Here is a 14,915-nt window from a genome sequence, read left to right on the forward strand (position 1 = left end):
CTCCGGCAAACATGGGGGATGCAGCAGCCCTGCATGTTCTGGCTGCTGCCGGTTTCCCGTATCTCCTAGTGGTGGAACAGGCGGATGCCGGTGAAGGCCATCGCCATGTTGTATTTGTTGCAGGTCTCGATCACGTTGTCATCGCGAACAGAGCCGCCCGGCTGTGCAATGTATTTCACGCCGCTCTTATATGCACGCTCGATATTGTCACCGAACGGGAAGAATGCGTCAGAGCCCAATGCCACATCGGTCATCTGGTCTAACCATGCGCGTTTTTCTTCCTTGGTGAATACCGGCGGTTTTACCTTGAAAGTCTTCTCCCATGTACCATCTGCCAAAACATCCATGTACTCGTCACCAATGTAAACGTCAATCGCATTGTCGCGGTCTGCACGCTTAATCCCATCCACGAACTGCAGGTTCAATACCTGCGGTGCCTGGCGTAAAAACCAGTTATCCGCTTTCTGGCCTGCCAGTCTGGTGCAGTGTACGCGGGACTGCTGGCCTGCGCCGATGCCGATAGCCTGACCGTCCTTTGCGTAGCACACAGAGTTGGACTGGGTATATTTTAAGGTGATGAGGGAGATTACCAGATCGATCTTCGCCTGATCCGGGATTTCTTTGTTCTCCGTCACAACGTTTGCCAGCATCTCTTTGTTGATATCCAGGTTATTTCTGCCCTGCTCAAAGACTACACCGAACACCTGCTTGCGCTCGATCAGCTCCGGCTCATAATCCGGGTCGATCTGGATTACGCAGTAATTGCCTTTTTTCTTTTCTTTTAAGATGGCCAGTGCTTCCGGCTCATAGCCCGGTGCAATGACACCGTCAGAAACCTCACGCTTGATGAGCTTTGCGGTAGAAACATCGCAGACATCGGACAGGGAAATGAAATCTCCGAAGGAAGACATGCGGTCCGCACCACGCGCTCTTGCATAGGCACTTGCTAACGGAGAAAGCTCGCCCATGTCGTCAACCCAGTAGATCTTTGCCAGGGTCTCGGAAAGCGGCAGACCAACTGCAGCTCCGGCCGGGGATACATGCTTAAAGGAAGCTGCTGCCGGAAGTCCGGTTGCTTTTTTCAGTTCTCTTACCAGCTGCCAGCCGTTAAATGCATCCAGCAGGTTGATGTAGCCTGGTCTTCCGCTCAGTACCTGGAATGGAAGGTCTTTGTTATCGTTCATAAAAACTCTTGCCGGTTTCTGATTCGGGTTACAGCCATACTTTAATTCCATCTCGTTCATCGTCACGTTCTTCCTTTCTTTTGTTTGGCAGCTTTGCTGCCCATTGGCATTTGTCTCTCCTGTTTTTCCTGACTTTTCGTCTTACTTGTTCTTATTCACGATTTTCGTCTCATATGCGCCGGTTGTGATATCGATGTAGCGCACAAACAGGGAAACCTTGTTGTCCGGGTTTAAGCTGTTCCACAGCAGCTCAGTAAAAGCATCCATATCGTCTAAGATTCCTACTAATTTCGGCTCGCCCTCAAAGCTCGGAAGCGGGTTGCCATCGTGCATGTAAGTATGAATGAAATGTCCCTCACCTGCTACCGGATTCTCGTAAGCAAAAGTGTAACGGTTGCAGGCATCCGGGTTGCCGTTGTTGCTCTTTAAGATGGACATGGCATAGTTATAACGTCCGTTTTCAATGTGAAGAATGCCGGAAATACGCGGGGTGTAGTTCGGTGCATCCGGCTCAAACTCACGGCTTCGGAGGGACTGCTCAAAGGTAAGCTGTTTGTCCATGCCCTCGTAGATGGTGTCGGTCTGGTCACCATTTGTGACGATAGTCTTGTTTCCAAGCACACGGACCGGCGCATAGATGATCAGGCTCGGGTCAGTCAGCTTGCCCGGGTCAAAGGCCTGGGTACGGATGCCCTCACCGTCTTCCACAAAAACCCGGTTACGGCTGTTTTCGCTGCGGCCCATGATAAAGTAGGCCGTCACTGCCTTCGTGCCATCCGGGGTCTTTCCAATGACAATGCCCCTTCCCGGGTATGCGTTTGCCTGTAACTCTTCCTGCAGGGATAACTGTTTCATCGCTGTTTCCTCCTATGAATGAACATTTGATGGATCTCACTGTTTCCATATCTTGCAGTATCTTACCAATCGGCTGTTTCTTTTTTCAGAACTGTTTCGGGTTTCATCTGCCCGACATTTGCAAAAAGGCCGCCTGAGTACCACAAAATATGGTGCCCAGGCGGCCGGCAATTCAAACTTGCGTGCTCCCCTGTGGTTTCCCACTCTTTCCGCCAGTCACACGCTCTGTATACAGGATAGCGGATTCGCGTGGAAAATGCAAGTATTTTTTCAAGTGCTTTTCATCCACTATTCATTGCGGATTGCTGCAAGCGGGCTCAGCTTCATGGCCCGCAGTGCCGGGAAGAACCCGGCCGCCATGCCCATCAGCACGGCAAAGCCTACCGAGGCTGCCGCCAGCCACAGCGGAATCCGGGAGATGTTGCCGCTCATGCCGGTCATGGTCTGGCCGATCTGAAGAAAATGGTTGATGGCAAAGGATATGCCCGCACTAAAGATCAGCCCCACAATACCGCCCATAAACCCGATAAAACCGGATTCCAGCAGGAACATATTACGAATCACTTTCATGTCACATCCGAGCACTTTTATGATTCCGATTTCTTTCGTGCGCTCGTAGATGGACATCATCATGGTATTGGCAATGCCGATCGCTGCCACAAATAAAGAGACCGCACCAATTCCGCCAAGCACTGCCTGGATCATGTTGGACTGCTGCTCCGACTGCTTCATCCAGTCGGCGTTGCTGGATGCCTGAAACCCCATGTCGGTAAGCTTCTTTTGTACTTCGCCCACATGCTCTATATCATCCACATTGACGCTGCAGGAATTGTAGATGAAATAGCGGTAAGGTTTTCCTTTTTTGGTTGTCGGCTGTCCCGGAATGGCTTTTTTCTTAAATATCCGCTTCAGCTGGGTTTCCAGAAGATCCAGCCTGGTGTAAACGTTATAGGCATAGCTGTTGTAATCGTCCACGCCGCCTTCTACCACACCGTCTGCTTTCAGCAGATACTTCTTCGGCGGCTTTGGAGCATCTTCCCCACCATTCTGGGACTGGTAATAGGTATCCGTATCAAAGATCACAAACATCGGCTTTCCCATGAAATCCACGTTCGGAAGTTCCCCGGTTTCCCAGTAGGTGTTATTGCCTTTCGCATCGGTAAACCACTGGATGATGGCATTGCCGTAAATAAGCTTTAATTCATGATCGGATGAATATGAAAGCGTTCCCTGCCCCAATGGAATTTTTTTCAGATACTCGTAAGGCACACCGTTTAAGGTCACATTGCTGGTATATTTTCCCTGCTGCATCAGCACATCCACCTGCAGCATCGGATACACCCCAGTCACATAGGGAAGTTTTTCCATCTGCTTTACCACATCATCCGTCAGATAGAGCGGATCTTTTGTGCTGTCGCCATTATAAGGATTGTTGACCGTGATCTCGGTCAGGCTTCCATAGGAAGAAATGAGTTCCCGGTTCAACTCACTAAGCCCAATGCCAAGGGAAACCATGACGACAATGGACGCTGTACCGATCACGACACCAAGGACCGTCAGAGCGGTCCTCAGTTTTCTTCTGCTTAAATTTTTCAGGCTCATCGCCAGCAGATCTACAAATTTCATTGTGTTTGTTTCCTCTCAACGTTCCATTTCAAATGCTTCTGTTTCGGATGTTTGACAGAATCCAGGGCATTCATCCTGTTTTCCTGTCCTGCACAGGCTATTTTCCTTCCCGGGTGTCAGCTTGTTTATCATCTTCGTCCTGCAGTTCCTCTTCGTTTGCCAGCAATGCCTGCTCTTTTTTCCGTTTCCGGTGCTTGTATACAACACAGCCAGCTACTGCTCCGGCGACGATTGCCACAGCGATCAGCACGATCTTTCCGTATTTCTGCATCGGTCCCGGCTCTTCCTGCGGCATATCGTCCATACCGCCCAGATCCATCTCGTCCATATCCGGAGCAGGTTCGCTTACAAACAGGGTCAGTTCTTTTTCTACCTCTGACACCTCGCCATTTTCATCCTCGTAGGAAATGATAACTTTCACTTTACCGTCGTCTGTGGTCGGTGTCGCTCCGGTTACCATGCAGTCCACGTTTCCGGTCTCGCCGGATTTGATATTGCCGACGTAGGTGTCTGTGGTCTGGATGGAGTCTGCCTCAAACTTCGCCATCACATTGTAAAGAGTCACCTTGCCGGTATTGTTGATGCCAAACATGATATTGGACTCTTCGCCTACATTGATGGAATCCGGGGTCACCTCAAAGGTTCCCGTGTTCAGGCGCGGAATCTGCTTAACCGGAATGTCTACCGCCATATCTTCCTCCGCATTTTTAAATTCCGGGCTATCGAACTTTGCCTTGATCGTAAGTCCATAAGAACGCTGATCTACCCCCGCCCGCGATGCCATGCGGAAACGCACCTGCGTCGATGCACCTGCACCAAGTGAATTGACTGCTACAGAACTGGATCCGGATTCCGTGGTGAATACCGGACTGTCGGAAACTTTCTCCGATTCTGCCGTCAAAAGAATGTCCGATGCCGAAACACTGCTGGAAGCGTTCTTCACGGTAAGAAGCAGGTCAAAGCTTTCTCCCGCAATGATGGTTTCCGGATCGGTACTGTATCCGTCGATAATCAGGCGGGCCTTGGTGCGGTCATGTTCATTAAATTCATCGTAATCGTCCTTAGTCGGCTTACTCACAATATGGACAAAGAAGGACGTCTCATAGGTTTTCAGTTCCTCCCCGGTGGAACTATCTGAATAATAGATTTTCATGGCGATCGGGTAATAACCGGTGTAGGACTCCTTGCGGATAGCAAAGCTGTAGTCCAGCTGCACCGTCTCATCAACCGCGATCTTGTCAAACATGCGGTCGTAGTTGGCATCATTGATTTCAAACGGGAACTTCGTATTGTCCGCATCCAGGACCATGCTCGCTTTCACATTGTATACCGTTGCCGGACTGTTGTTACGCAGGCCAATGGAAAAATTCATCACATTCGGATAAACGCCGCGCGGAGCATCCTGCCCTTCGCCCAAAACAAAATCGTAGGTTTTGTTAGTGTCATCGTCGTCATCATCCTTGGAAGTGGATTTGGTGATCCAGACGCGGAGGTCCTCATGACCGATCCAGCCCCCGTCTTTGTCCATGACTACAACCGGGACCTTATAGTAACCCTCAGATAAATCCCGGCGCACAGTACCGGTCAGGGAAACTTTCTTTTCTTTTCCGTCCGAAATGGTTCCGATTCCCTTTGGATGATCGGTATCGTTCAGTTTTCCGGTCACCTCAAACGGAAAGGAATAGCCATACTGGCGGTCTTCCTCGTCTTCATCCCAGATTTCACCGCCGCTGGTGTCAAACGCAATCTTTGCGTCTTTGATATCACTTCCGCTTTGATTCTGAATGGTAAAACTGACCGTCAGGGATTTCCCTGTCTTTCCCCGCTGGATCTTGTCAGAATACACCGCTACCTCCGATGCATAGGTCTGCACCGGCATGGTAAGTGGCACAGCTCCTGCAAACAGCATCGCAGCCAGTACAAAGGCGGCAAGCCGCTTCCATTTCATTTTTTTCATTGCTCTTCTCCTCTATTTCAAACATGTTCCGAACCGTTCTGGTTCTGTTGGTTCTGATTCCGCCATTTTTTCTCCCACTTCGTCCGCTTTCTGCTCCTCAATTTTCAGAATTTTTCCATCCACAATGTGGAACTGCCGGTCCGCAAACCCGGCTATGTAATTGTCATGCGTGACCATAACCAGGGTCTGGTTTTGCTCCCGCACAATCCGCTGCATCAGCTTTAACACTTCCATGGTCGTTTTGGAATCCAGGTTTCCGGTTGGCTCATCCGCAAAAATGATCTTTGGATTTACCACCAGCGCCCGTGCAATGCCTACACGCTGCTGCTGACCACCAGACATGGCGTTCGCCATATGCTTCATCTGCTTTTCCAGACCAACCAGCTTTAAATATTCTTCTGCCTTTGCATTTCGTATCTTCTTTGGTACTCCACGGAACGAAAGAGGCAAAGCAACGTTTTCCACGGCATTGAGCGTTTTCAATAAATTGTAGGACTGAAAAATGAAACCTACATTTTCCCGCCGAAACGTCACCAGCTGGTTTTCATCCATCCGTTCCATATGTTTCCCGGCTATGATGATCTCGCCTTTTGTCGGTTTTTCCAACCCGGCTAACATATTCAGAAGCGTAGACTTTCCGGAACCCGATGGACCGACAATCGCACAAAATTCCCCTTTGTACATCGTGAAATCCACACCGTTTAAGGCATAGACCTTATTTGTGCCCACCTGGTAAATTTTATATAAATTCTTCACCCGGATCACGGGTGTCTTCTTTTCTTCCATTTTCATCTCCTCTGAGAGCATCGTCGTCCCAGTCCTGCGCTGCACGGACCAAACACGTTCCGGCTGCTCCATGCCTCACAGATATCTGCTGTTTTTGGAATACACAAAAACAGCTTTTCTTCTCTGTTCACGCTCATTATACCGTACTCTCAGCTTTTTAGATATCCACTTTTTCTTAATCTTCCTTACAGATTCATTACAGTGAATTTTAGAAAAACTATCCAAAAATATCACAAAAAAGAGGATGTATTTTTATGAAATATTTTCTAAAAAAGGGACTGGTAATCCCAAACAAAATCCGCTATAATGTCCTAAGACTTGCGGCCGGATAATTTGTCCGGCTGCCAGAAAAAAAGTAAAGGAGATACGTTATGAGACATTTGTTGAATCCGTTGGATTTTTCCGTTGAAGAGACCGACGAATTATTGACACTGGCATCTGACATCGAACACAACCTTAAAAAATACGCTCACGTTTGTGACGGCAAAAAATTGGCGACTCTTTTCTATGAACCAAGTACAAGAACCCGACTTAGCTTTGAATCCGCAATGTTAAGTTTAGGAGGCAGCGTACTTGGTTTTTCTTCGGCCAATTCCAGCTCTGCAGCCAAAGGTGAAAGCGTTGCAGATACCATCCGCATGATTTCCTGCTACGCAGATATCGCGGCTATGCGTCATCCGAAAGAGGGTTCTGCACTGGTTGCTTCCATGAATTCCAGAATCCCGGTGATCAATGCCGGTGACGGCGGACATCAGCACCCGACCCAGACTTTAACCGATTTAATGACCATCCGCTCCTTAAAGGGCCGTCTGGACAACTTAACCATCGGCTTTTGTGGTGACTTAAAATTCGGCCGTACCGTTCATTCCTTGATCAACGCCATGGTCCGCTATCCAAATGTTCGTTTCGTACTTATCTCCCCAGACGAATTAAAAGTTCCGGAGTACATCCGTGAAGACGTCCTGCGTGCGAACAATATCGACTTCAAGGAAGTCAGCAATTTAGACGCAGCCATGCCGGAGCTTGACATTCTTTACATGACCCGTGTCCAGAAAGAGCGTTTCTTCAATGAGGAAGATTACATCCGCTTAAAAGACAGCTATATCCTGGACAAGGAGAAAATGAAATTAGCCAAAGAAGATATGTATGTTCTGCATCCGCTCCCTCGTGTCAACGAGATCTCCACTGAGGTGGATGATGACCCGAGAGCTGCTTACTTCAAACAGGCTCAGTACGGTGTTTATGTCCGTATGGCTCTGATCATGACTTTACTGGAGGTGGAAAAACCATGTTAAATATCAGTGGATTACAGGAAGGCGTAGTTCTGGATCACATTCAGGCAGGCAAGAGTCTTGACATTTACTATCACCTTGGTCTTGACCGTCTTACTGACTGCCAGGTAGCCATCATCAAAAATGCACGCAGCAGCAAAATGGGTCGTAAGGACATCATCAAAGTAGAGGGACCGATCGACAACATCGACCTTGATGTACTTGGTTACATTGATCACAACATCACCGTAAACGTGATCCGTAACAACAAGATCGTTGAGAAAAAGGCACTGAACCTGCCGAAGAAGATCACCAACGTGATCCGCTGCAAGAATCCGCGCTGCATCACCTCCATCGAACAGGAGCTGCCGCACATCTTCTACCTTGCAGATGAGAAGACCGAGACTTACCGCTGCATGTACTGCGAAGAGAAATACGGAAAATCGAAATAAAACCAGACGTGCACTGTTGAGCGCACCAGAAAGGAAGGAGCACAGATGCCAATGGCGTCTCTGCTCCTTCTTTTGTTCTTTGTATATCCTTTCGTATTCTTTTCATTCCAAAAATCCCGGTTTCTAAACGTCTCTCTTCTATAACCTGCATTGTCATCTTCCACAAAAACACATCACTCCTACACAGTACTATTTCACAAACTTTCGGTTTTGTGTAAAAAAGCATTGGAAATCCACCTCCAAATTCTGGTAAAATAAGTGTGTAAATTTCGTTTTATGTTAACGAAAAGGATGTGTGAACATGTTTGAAAAAGGCGATTATATCGTTTACGGAACAACCGGCGTATGCCAGATTCAAGACATTACTACCATGGATCCGCTTCAGACCGGAAACGGACGGCTTTTTTATGTACTGGTGCCTTCTTTCCAGAAAGGCAGAAAAATTTTCACTCCAACAGACAGCACCAAAAACTATATGCGCAAAGTATTAAACCACGATGAGGCAGAACAGCTGATCCGTGAAATACCGGACATCAAAGAATTGTGGATTGCCAATGAAAAGCAACGGGAGGATCTCTATAAAACCTGTATGAAATCCGGTGACTGTCGCCAGTGGATCCGGATCATCAAAACTTTATACCTGCGAAAGCTGCAGCGAAATGCACAGGGAAAACGGATCACTGCAGTAGACGAGAAGTATCTGCGCATGGCAGAGGACTGCCTCTACAGTGAGCTTTCGGCCCTCGTTCGTTACTGTGCTAAATTGTTTATAAGGTCCGCAGTACGCGTCCCAGCTCCTGCACATCGTTTGCGATATGACAGGCTCCGGCATTTTCCAGTTCTTCGCGGCTTCCATATCCGTAAAGAACGCCGACGGATTCGATTCCATTCTGCTTTGCACCGTTCATGTCATTTTCCCGGTCTCCGATCATTACAATCTCGTCCGGGTTGGTCAGATTGCAGCTTTCCATAACATAACGGATCACATCGCCTTTATGGACTCGTGTTTCGTTCATGTCTGCACCGCCGACCATCTCAAAATACTCTGCCAGTCCAAAATGTCCGATGATCTTTACGGAATACGGTTCCGGTTTGGAGGTTGCCACGTAGAGCTTGTATCCGTCTTTTTTCAGTCCGGCAAGCAGCTCCGGAATTCCCGAATATACGGCATTCTCGAACATGCCTTTCTCCTCAAAATATTCCCGGTAAATCCCCACGGATTTTTTCGCTTCTTCACGGTCGAAGTGATAATATTTCATAAAACTTTCCACCAACGGCGGTCCTACAAACACATTCAGGGATGTTTTATCTTCCACAAAAATGCCGTTGCGTTTTAATGCGTAAGCGACGGAATTGGTGATTCCTTCCGCCGAATCCGTGAGAGTTCCATCCAAATCAAAGAATATATATTTTTTCATCCTCGTCTCCTTTTTTTATTTATGATTCCAGTATAGCAGAAAATACAACCGATGCACATTCTTTTCTTCTGGAATCCACAGAAGTGCCTTTGCTTTGTTTTCTGTTCACGCACGCGTGTCCAGCAACAGGATTTTACCGATGCTTTGTCAACACTCCGCCCTTGCCTCCTGTGAAGCAGGAAAGGCTGCCACAAGGGCAGCCTTTCCATGAATATTGCAATATGAAATTAATCTCGCAATTAGATCTGCGGACCAGCTGCAACCAGAGCCTTACCAGCTGCGTTGCCTTCGTATTTTGCGAAGTTCTTGGTGAAACGCTGTGCCAGATCTTTTGCCTTGGTCTCCCACTCAGCAGCATCTGCATAGGTGTCTCTCGGATCGAGGATGCCGGTGTCTACACCCGGAAGCTCGGTCGGGATCTCGAAGTTGAAGTACGGAAGCTGTTTGGTCGGTGCTGCGTTGATGGAACCGTTTAAGATTGCATCGATGATACCACGGGTATCTTTGATGGAGATACGTTTGCCTGTACCGTTCCAGCCAGTGTTAACCAGGTATGCTTTTGCACCGCTCTTCTCCATTTTCTTAACCAGCTCTTCTGCGTACTTGGTCGGATGCAGCTCCAGGAATGCCTGTCCGAAGCAAGCAGAGAAGGTCGGGGTCGGCTCGGTAATACCACGCTCGGTACCTGCTAACTTAGCAGTGAAACCGGACAGGAAGTAGTACTGGGTCTGCTCCGGAGTCAGAATGGATACTGGCGGAAGTACGCCGAATGCATCTGCGGACAGGAAGATTACGTTCTTAGCTGCCGGTGCTGCGGAGATCGGACGTACGATGTTCTTAATATGGTCAATCGGGTAAGATACACGGGTATTCTCGGTTACGCTCTTATCTGCGAAGTCGATCTTGCCGTTTGCATCCAGGGTAACGTTCTCAAGCAGAGCGTTTCTCTTGATCGCATTGTAGATATCCGGCTCGGAATCCTTGTCCAGGTTGATAACCTTTGCGTAGCAGCCGCCCTCGAAGTTGAATACACCGTTGTCGTCCCAGCCGTGCTCGTCATCGCCGATGAGGAGACGCTTCGGGTCGGTAGAAAGGGTGGTCTTACCGGTTCCGGACAGACCGAAGAAGATAGCGGTGTTCTCACCGTTTAAGTCAGTGTTAGCAGAGCAGTGCATGGAAGCGATGCCCTTTAACGGCAGATAGTAGTTCATCATGGAGAACATACCCTTCTTCATCTCGCCGCCGTACCAGGTATTGATGATAACCTGCTCACGGCTGGTGATGTTGAAGACAACTGCAGTCTCGGAGTTTAAGCCAAGCTCTTTGTAGTTCTCAACTTTTGCCTTGGATGCGTTGTAAACAACGAAGTCCGGCTTGAAGTCTTTCAGCTCTTCCTCAGTTGGCTTGATGAACATGTTGGTTACAAAGTGTGCCTGCCATGCAACCTCAACGATGAAGCGGATTGCCATGCGGGTGTCTTTGTTTGCGCCGCAGAATGCATCTACTACGAACAGTCTCTTGTTGGAAAGCTCTTTCTTCGCGATTTCCTTAACAGCTTCCCAAGCCTCTTTGCTTGCCGGATGGTTGTCGTTTTTATACTCGTCGGAGGTCCACCAAACGGTGTCCTTGGAGTTCTCATCCATCACGATATATTTGTCTTTAGGTGAACGACCTGTATAGATACCGGTCATAACGTTGACAGCGCCAAGCTCGCTGACCTGTCCCTTCTCATAGCCTTCCAGACCTGCTTTGGTCTCTTCCTCAAATAACACTTCGTAAGAAGGATTGTAAACCACCTCTGTGGTTCCGGTAATACCATACTGACTTAAATCGATATTTGCCATCTTCATTCAACCTCTCTTTCACTTTCCTCGATATCAATTTTTACCGAAATTCGCGTTTATTATCTCATTGTGTGAAGAAAAAGTCAATATTTGGAAATAAAATTTCCATAATAAAATCCTCATGTAACCCATAAGTTTTGGATTATGTATACAGTGTTTTTTTAAGTTTTCCTTTATGCACAAAAAGAGAATCCATTTGGACTCTCTTTTCGTTTTTCTGCCTTATGGCAGATTCTGTCTGTTTTTTAACAATGTTTATGATTCTTTTCATTTTCGCAGCTGAATATTTCTTCAGCCGGATTCTTCTTTTTATCGAAAGAACTCATGCTTTTCGTGCTGGAACAGATAGGTCAGATTACGGTCGAACCAGCTGACATTACTGGAACGGGACCGGATCCGGTTCATAAAGAACAATGCTCCCTGGGAGTAATCCTCCCCGGAGAGTGCACGGTTGACTGCCTCCACCGTTTTTTCAGACACGCTGCAGCTATTTAACCGTCCATCGCTAACTGGCGAAAACTGGGACCGCTGGTAAACCACATCGGTAATGGTAGACGGGAATTCCCCGTCGCGCACGCGGTTTAAAATGACATTGGCTACCAGGATCCTGCCCTTCATGTCGCAGCCACCTGCCTCAGCCTCTACGATCCGTTTCAAAACCTCATAGTCCTGATCCGAGAAAGAGATGACCGATGACGCCCGCACAGCCTCTGCTGCTGCATGCCTGCGCTCTTCCTCTGCCCTTCTGGCTGCTTCTTCCTCAGCCAGTCTGCGGCGCTCCTCCTCGATCCGCTCCGTCTCTTTTGCGTTTGCTTCGATCACAGCCTTCTGTTCCTGACGCATAGCATCCTGTTCCTGTATATCCCTTGCTATGGTATCACCCACAAGGAGCTGCCCGCTCCTCAAATTGTCAGGATCTGTAAGACGCAGTTGCACCTTTGCTTCCGTTAACAGTTGCGTTTCTCCAGCGATCTCTTCCATCGCTTCGTCCAGTGTTTCCGTGTCCGGAACTTCCCCGTCAGAAGTTTCTGCATAAGCAGTCAGGGCGTTGTGTCCGCCCGCCGCAAATCCAGCGGAAGAAAAAGTCATAACGGCTACCACTGCAGTTCCAGCCATGATGACTGCCGCACTGCGGTATAAACGCTTGGTCATGTTCACTACCGGAGTGAAGATGTTTTTTACAAACTGGCAAACCGTCTGGAGAAATGAACACCATGGATACATGGATATGCTCCTTTCTTCTTTCAGACAAGTGATTCCCTAAATATGGCATTTTTCCGGCTCAAAGTGGGAGTTGAGTCCTGAAATCACTTTTTTTCTTGTGACAGGCGATATTATAGTGGGGGACAAGTGGAACTGTCAATAAGTTTTTCACACTTTTGTCATAAATGCCACCCGGAATTTTCAGGAATTTGCTCTTTTCTATAGCTTTTCACAAAGTTTTTCCGCTTAAACAGCCATTTTTTTGTTTCATTTTTCTTCCGAACTATTACGCAATTATTACATTTTTGTTAATTATACCGTTATAAAAAAAGAGCCGAACATTGTCGGTTCTTTTTTATGTAAACTTATCTTTTCTTTTTTCCATGAAACTCCAGCAGATTGCCAGGCAGATCCGCAATTTTCGCTGTTTCACAGCGGCAAACATGCCGGAAGAGTGTGGTCATTCAACCGTCAGACTGGCATATTCTGCCTCGGTGTAGGCCTTCAGATCCTCCGGATTTAAGATGACCTGCGCACCGCGGATACCTGCGCTGACTGCGATCTCATCAAATAAAATTGCTGTTTCTTCTATATAAGTAGGAAACTTTTTCTTCATGCCGATCGGAGAACAGCCACCACGGATGTATCCAGTGGTCGGGAGAAGCTCTTTCATGGGAAGCATCTCCACTTTTTTATCGCCCACAGCCCTGGCTACCTTTTTTAAGTCCAGCTCCTCTGCCACGGGAATGCAGCAGACCAGATAGCCCCGCTTCTCACCCTTTAACACCAGGGTCTTAAACACACTGTCCGGGTCCTCGCCAATCTGGTTTGCTACGTGGATGCCGGAAAGGTCGTTCTCATCCACCTCATACTCCTGGACACGGTAGGAAATGCCTGCTGCATCTAAAAGACGCATGACATTCGTTTTTTCCTGTTTTTGTGCTTTCATATACATAATCTCCATGCAACGGGACAGCCGTAAGCCGGTTTCCCTAGTCATATTGAGCCCCAAATGCAGCTCAAACCGGGCTGCATTTCCAGGCAAAAATTAAGTTACTTTGTTTCCATGTTTATACCGGGCTCACGATCTTACCAGCTACAGCACAGGCTGCAGCGGTTCTCGGGGATGCCAGGTAAATCTCTACTTTGGAGGTTCCCATACGTCCTAAGAAGTTGCGGTTGTTGGTTGCCACAACGCGCTCGCCGTCGCTTAAGATACCGCCGGTACGGCCGCAGCAGAGTCCGCAGCCCGGATGGGTTACGATCGCGCCTGCCTCCATTAAGGTTTTGATCGCGCCGCATGCTGCTGCCTCCTGGTATACCTTGCGGCTGGCCGGGGTAACGATGAGCTTGACATACGGAGCCACGCTCTTGCCTTTTAATACCTCTGCTGCTGCCTGCAGGTCCTCCAGACGGCCATTGGTGCAGGAACCGATAAACACCTGGTCAATGACGTTGCCTTCCAGCTCGCTGACATTGCGGATCTTATCTACCTGGGAAGGACATGCCATAACCGGGACAAAATCTTCCGCCTTGTAGTGAAGTTCTTTTAAGTAAACTGCATCCGGGTCGCCTGCCAGGCTCTTCTGGAAGTCATCCAGCTTAATCTCGCAGTACTCCTCGGTCTTCTCATCCGGGGTAAACAGCGCGCATTTTGCTCCTGCCTCAATTGCCATGTTCGCCATGGTTGTGCGGCTGGCAATGCTCATGTTCTTCACTGCAGAGCCGGTAAACTCCAGGGCACGGTAAGTTGCACCGTCTGCGCCCAGGTCTCCGATCAGGCGGAGGATCACATCTTTGGACATAACGCCCTCCGGCAGCTCGCCGTCAATGACAACTTTGATGGTTTCCGGCACCTTTACCCAGAGAGTTCCGGTTCCCAGGATGGAAGCCATCTCGGTGTAGCCGATTCCGGTGGAGAATGCGCCTACACAGCCGTAGGTCGTGGTGTGGCTGTCGGTACCAAATACGACATGGCCTGGCTTTACATAGCCTGCCTCCGTCATCAGCTGGTGGCAGATTCCGTCACTTCTGTGAATGTTTTTGATGCCATACTGCTCTACGAATGCATCGCCTACGCGGAAATGACGGGTGTCGTCCTGCTGGCTTGCCGGTACCAGATGATCGTAAATCAGAACGACCTTATCCGGGTCCCATACTTTTGCAAAGCCCATCTCGTGGAACTTGTCCACGATGAACGGGATCATGATGTCATCTAACATCACGCGGTCTACGTTTACGGTAACAATATCGCCCGGCTTTACATCCTTGCCGGTATTATGTGCTAAAATTTTCTCAATGATTGTCTGTCCCATAGCT

At 48.4% G+C, this 14,915-nt stretch carries 11 protein-coding genes, 1 pseudogene and 1 riboswitch; of the genes and pseudogenes, 2 read left to right on the forward strand and 10 right to left on the reverse strand.

Going from position 1 to position 14,915, the window contains the following annotated elements:
* Window positions 1-65 precede the first annotated feature (65 nt).
* The 5 genes and pseudogenes from DW922_RS12315 to DW922_RS12335 form a co-directional block, all read right to left on the reverse strand.
* Window positions 66-1,253: pseudogene (locus DW922_RS12315) on the reverse strand (phosphoribosylaminoimidazolecarboxamide formyltransferase); the annotation flags it as partial.
* Between the two features lie 72 nt (window positions 1,254-1,325).
* Window positions 1,326-2,039, reverse strand: coding sequence for an IMP cyclohydrolase (locus tag DW922_RS12320; RefSeq protein WP_118543248.1), 714 nt, complete (start codon window positions 2,037-2,039; stop codon window positions 1,326-1,328).
* 147 nt (window positions 2,040-2,186) lie between these two features.
* Window positions 2,187-2,269: riboswitch (ZMP/ZTP riboswitch) on the reverse strand.
* 58 nt (window positions 2,270-2,327) lie between these two features.
* Window positions 2,328-3,665, reverse strand: a complete 1,338-nt coding sequence (locus DW922_RS12325; protein ID WP_118726726.1) for an FtsX-like permease family protein — start codon at window positions 3,663-3,665, stop codon at window positions 2,328-2,330.
* 97 nt (window positions 3,666-3,762) lie between these two features.
* Window positions 3,763-5,622: a CARDB domain-containing protein gene (locus DW922_RS12330; protein WP_118726727.1), complete on the reverse strand. Its 1,860-nt coding sequence runs from the start codon at window positions 5,620-5,622 to the stop codon at window positions 3,763-3,765.
* 12 nt (window positions 5,623-5,634) lie between these two features.
* On the reverse strand, window positions 5,635-6,408 hold the full coding sequence (locus tag DW922_RS12335) for an ABC transporter ATP-binding protein (RefSeq protein ID WP_118707110.1): 774 nt from the start codon (window positions 6,406-6,408) through the stop codon (window positions 5,635-5,637).
* Between the two features lie 371 nt (window positions 6,409-6,779).
* Here DW922_RS12335 and pyrB point away from each other — a divergent pair, with 371 nt between their 5' ends.
* Window positions 6,780-7,703 (forward strand): aspartate carbamoyltransferase, encoded by a 924-nt coding sequence (gene pyrB / locus DW922_RS12340; RefSeq protein ID WP_118543252.1) that lies wholly within the window; start codon window positions 6,780-6,782, stop codon window positions 7,701-7,703.
* On the forward strand, window positions 7,697-8,131 hold the full coding sequence (locus DW922_RS12345; protein WP_118726728.1) for an aspartate carbamoyltransferase regulatory subunit: 435 nt from the start codon (window positions 7,697-7,699) through the stop codon (window positions 8,129-8,131). The genes pyrB and DW922_RS12345 overlap by 7 nt, the downstream gene beginning before the upstream one ends.
* A gap of 767 nt (window positions 8,132-8,898) precedes the next feature.
* On the opposite strand, the gene DW922_RS12355 is transcribed toward DW922_RS12345, so the two are convergent.
* From DW922_RS12355 to DW922_RS12375, 5 genes are all read right to left on the reverse strand, one after another.
* Window positions 8,899-9,549, reverse strand: a complete 651-nt coding sequence (locus DW922_RS12355) for an HAD family hydrolase (RefSeq protein ID WP_118726729.1) — start codon at window positions 9,547-9,549, stop codon at window positions 8,899-8,901.
* A 239-nt stretch (window positions 9,550-9,788) separates the two neighbouring features.
* Window positions 9,789-11,393, reverse strand: a complete 1,605-nt coding sequence (pckA, locus tag DW922_RS12360; protein ID WP_118721147.1) for a phosphoenolpyruvate carboxykinase (ATP) — start codon at window positions 11,391-11,393, stop codon at window positions 9,789-9,791.
* A gap of 309 nt (window positions 11,394-11,702) precedes the next feature.
* Window positions 11,703-12,617 (reverse strand): cell wall hydrolase, encoded by a 915-nt coding sequence (locus DW922_RS12365; RefSeq protein WP_118726730.1) that lies wholly within the window; start codon window positions 12,615-12,617, stop codon window positions 11,703-11,705.
* A gap of 439 nt (window positions 12,618-13,056) precedes the next feature.
* The gene (gene ybaK, locus DW922_RS12370; protein ID WP_118721118.1) at window positions 13,057-13,551 is read right to left on the reverse strand and encodes a Cys-tRNA(Pro) deacylase; all 495 of its coding nucleotides are present in this window, start codon (window positions 13,549-13,551) and stop codon (window positions 13,057-13,059) included.
* Window positions 13,552-13,666: 115 nt separating this feature from the next.
* The gene (locus tag DW922_RS12375; protein ID WP_118726731.1) at window positions 13,667-14,911 is read right to left on the reverse strand and encodes a 3-isopropylmalate dehydratase large subunit; all 1,245 of its coding nucleotides are present in this window, start codon (window positions 14,909-14,911) and stop codon (window positions 13,667-13,669) included.
* Between the last annotated feature and the right edge of the window lie 4 nt (window positions 14,912-14,915).

It is taken from the genome of Clostridium sp. AM42-4 (genome assembly GCF_003480105.1).
In the GTDB taxonomy this organism is placed as follows: Bacteria; Bacillota; Clostridia; order Lachnospirales; family Lachnospiraceae; genus Brotaphodocola.

Coding starts and splice junctions, on each gene's coding strand:
- DW922_RS12365 (WP_118726730.1), bottom strand. CDS start 12,617: ATGTATCCATGGTGTTCATTTCTCCAGACGGTTTGCCAGTTTGTAAAA.
- DW922_RS12335 (WP_118707110.1), bottom strand. CDS start 6,408: ATGGAAGAAAAGAAGACACCCGTGATCCGGGTGAAGAATTTATATAAA.
- pyrB (WP_118543252.1), top strand. CDS start 6,780: ATGAGACATTTGTTGAATCCGTTGGATTTTTCCGTTGAAGAGACCGAC.
- ybaK (WP_118721118.1), bottom strand. CDS start 13,551: ATGTATATGAAAGCACAAAAACAGGAAAAAACGAATGTCATGCGTCTT.
- pckA (WP_118721147.1), bottom strand. CDS start 11,393: ATGGCAAATATCGATTTAAGTCAGTATGGTATTACCGGAACCACAGAG.
- DW922_RS12375 (WP_118726731.1), bottom strand. CDS start 14,911: ATGGGACAGACAATCATTGAGAAAATTTTAGCACATAATACCGGCAAG.
- DW922_RS12355 (WP_118726729.1), bottom strand. CDS start 9,549: ATGAAAAAATATATATTCTTTGATTTGGATGGAACTCTCACGGATTCG.
- DW922_RS12330 (WP_118726727.1), bottom strand. CDS start 5,622: ATGAAAAAAATGAAATGGAAGCGGCTTGCCGCCTTTGTACTGGCTGCG.
- DW922_RS12325 (WP_118726726.1), bottom strand. CDS start 3,665: ATGAAATTTGTAGATCTGCTGGCGATGAGCCTGAAAAATTTAAGCAGA.
- DW922_RS12320 (WP_118543248.1), bottom strand. CDS start 2,039: ATGAAACAGTTATCCCTGCAGGAAGAGTTACAGGCAAACGCATACCCG.
- DW922_RS12345 (WP_118726728.1), top strand. CDS start 7,697: ATGTTAAATATCAGTGGATTACAGGAAGGCGTAGTTCTGGATCACATT.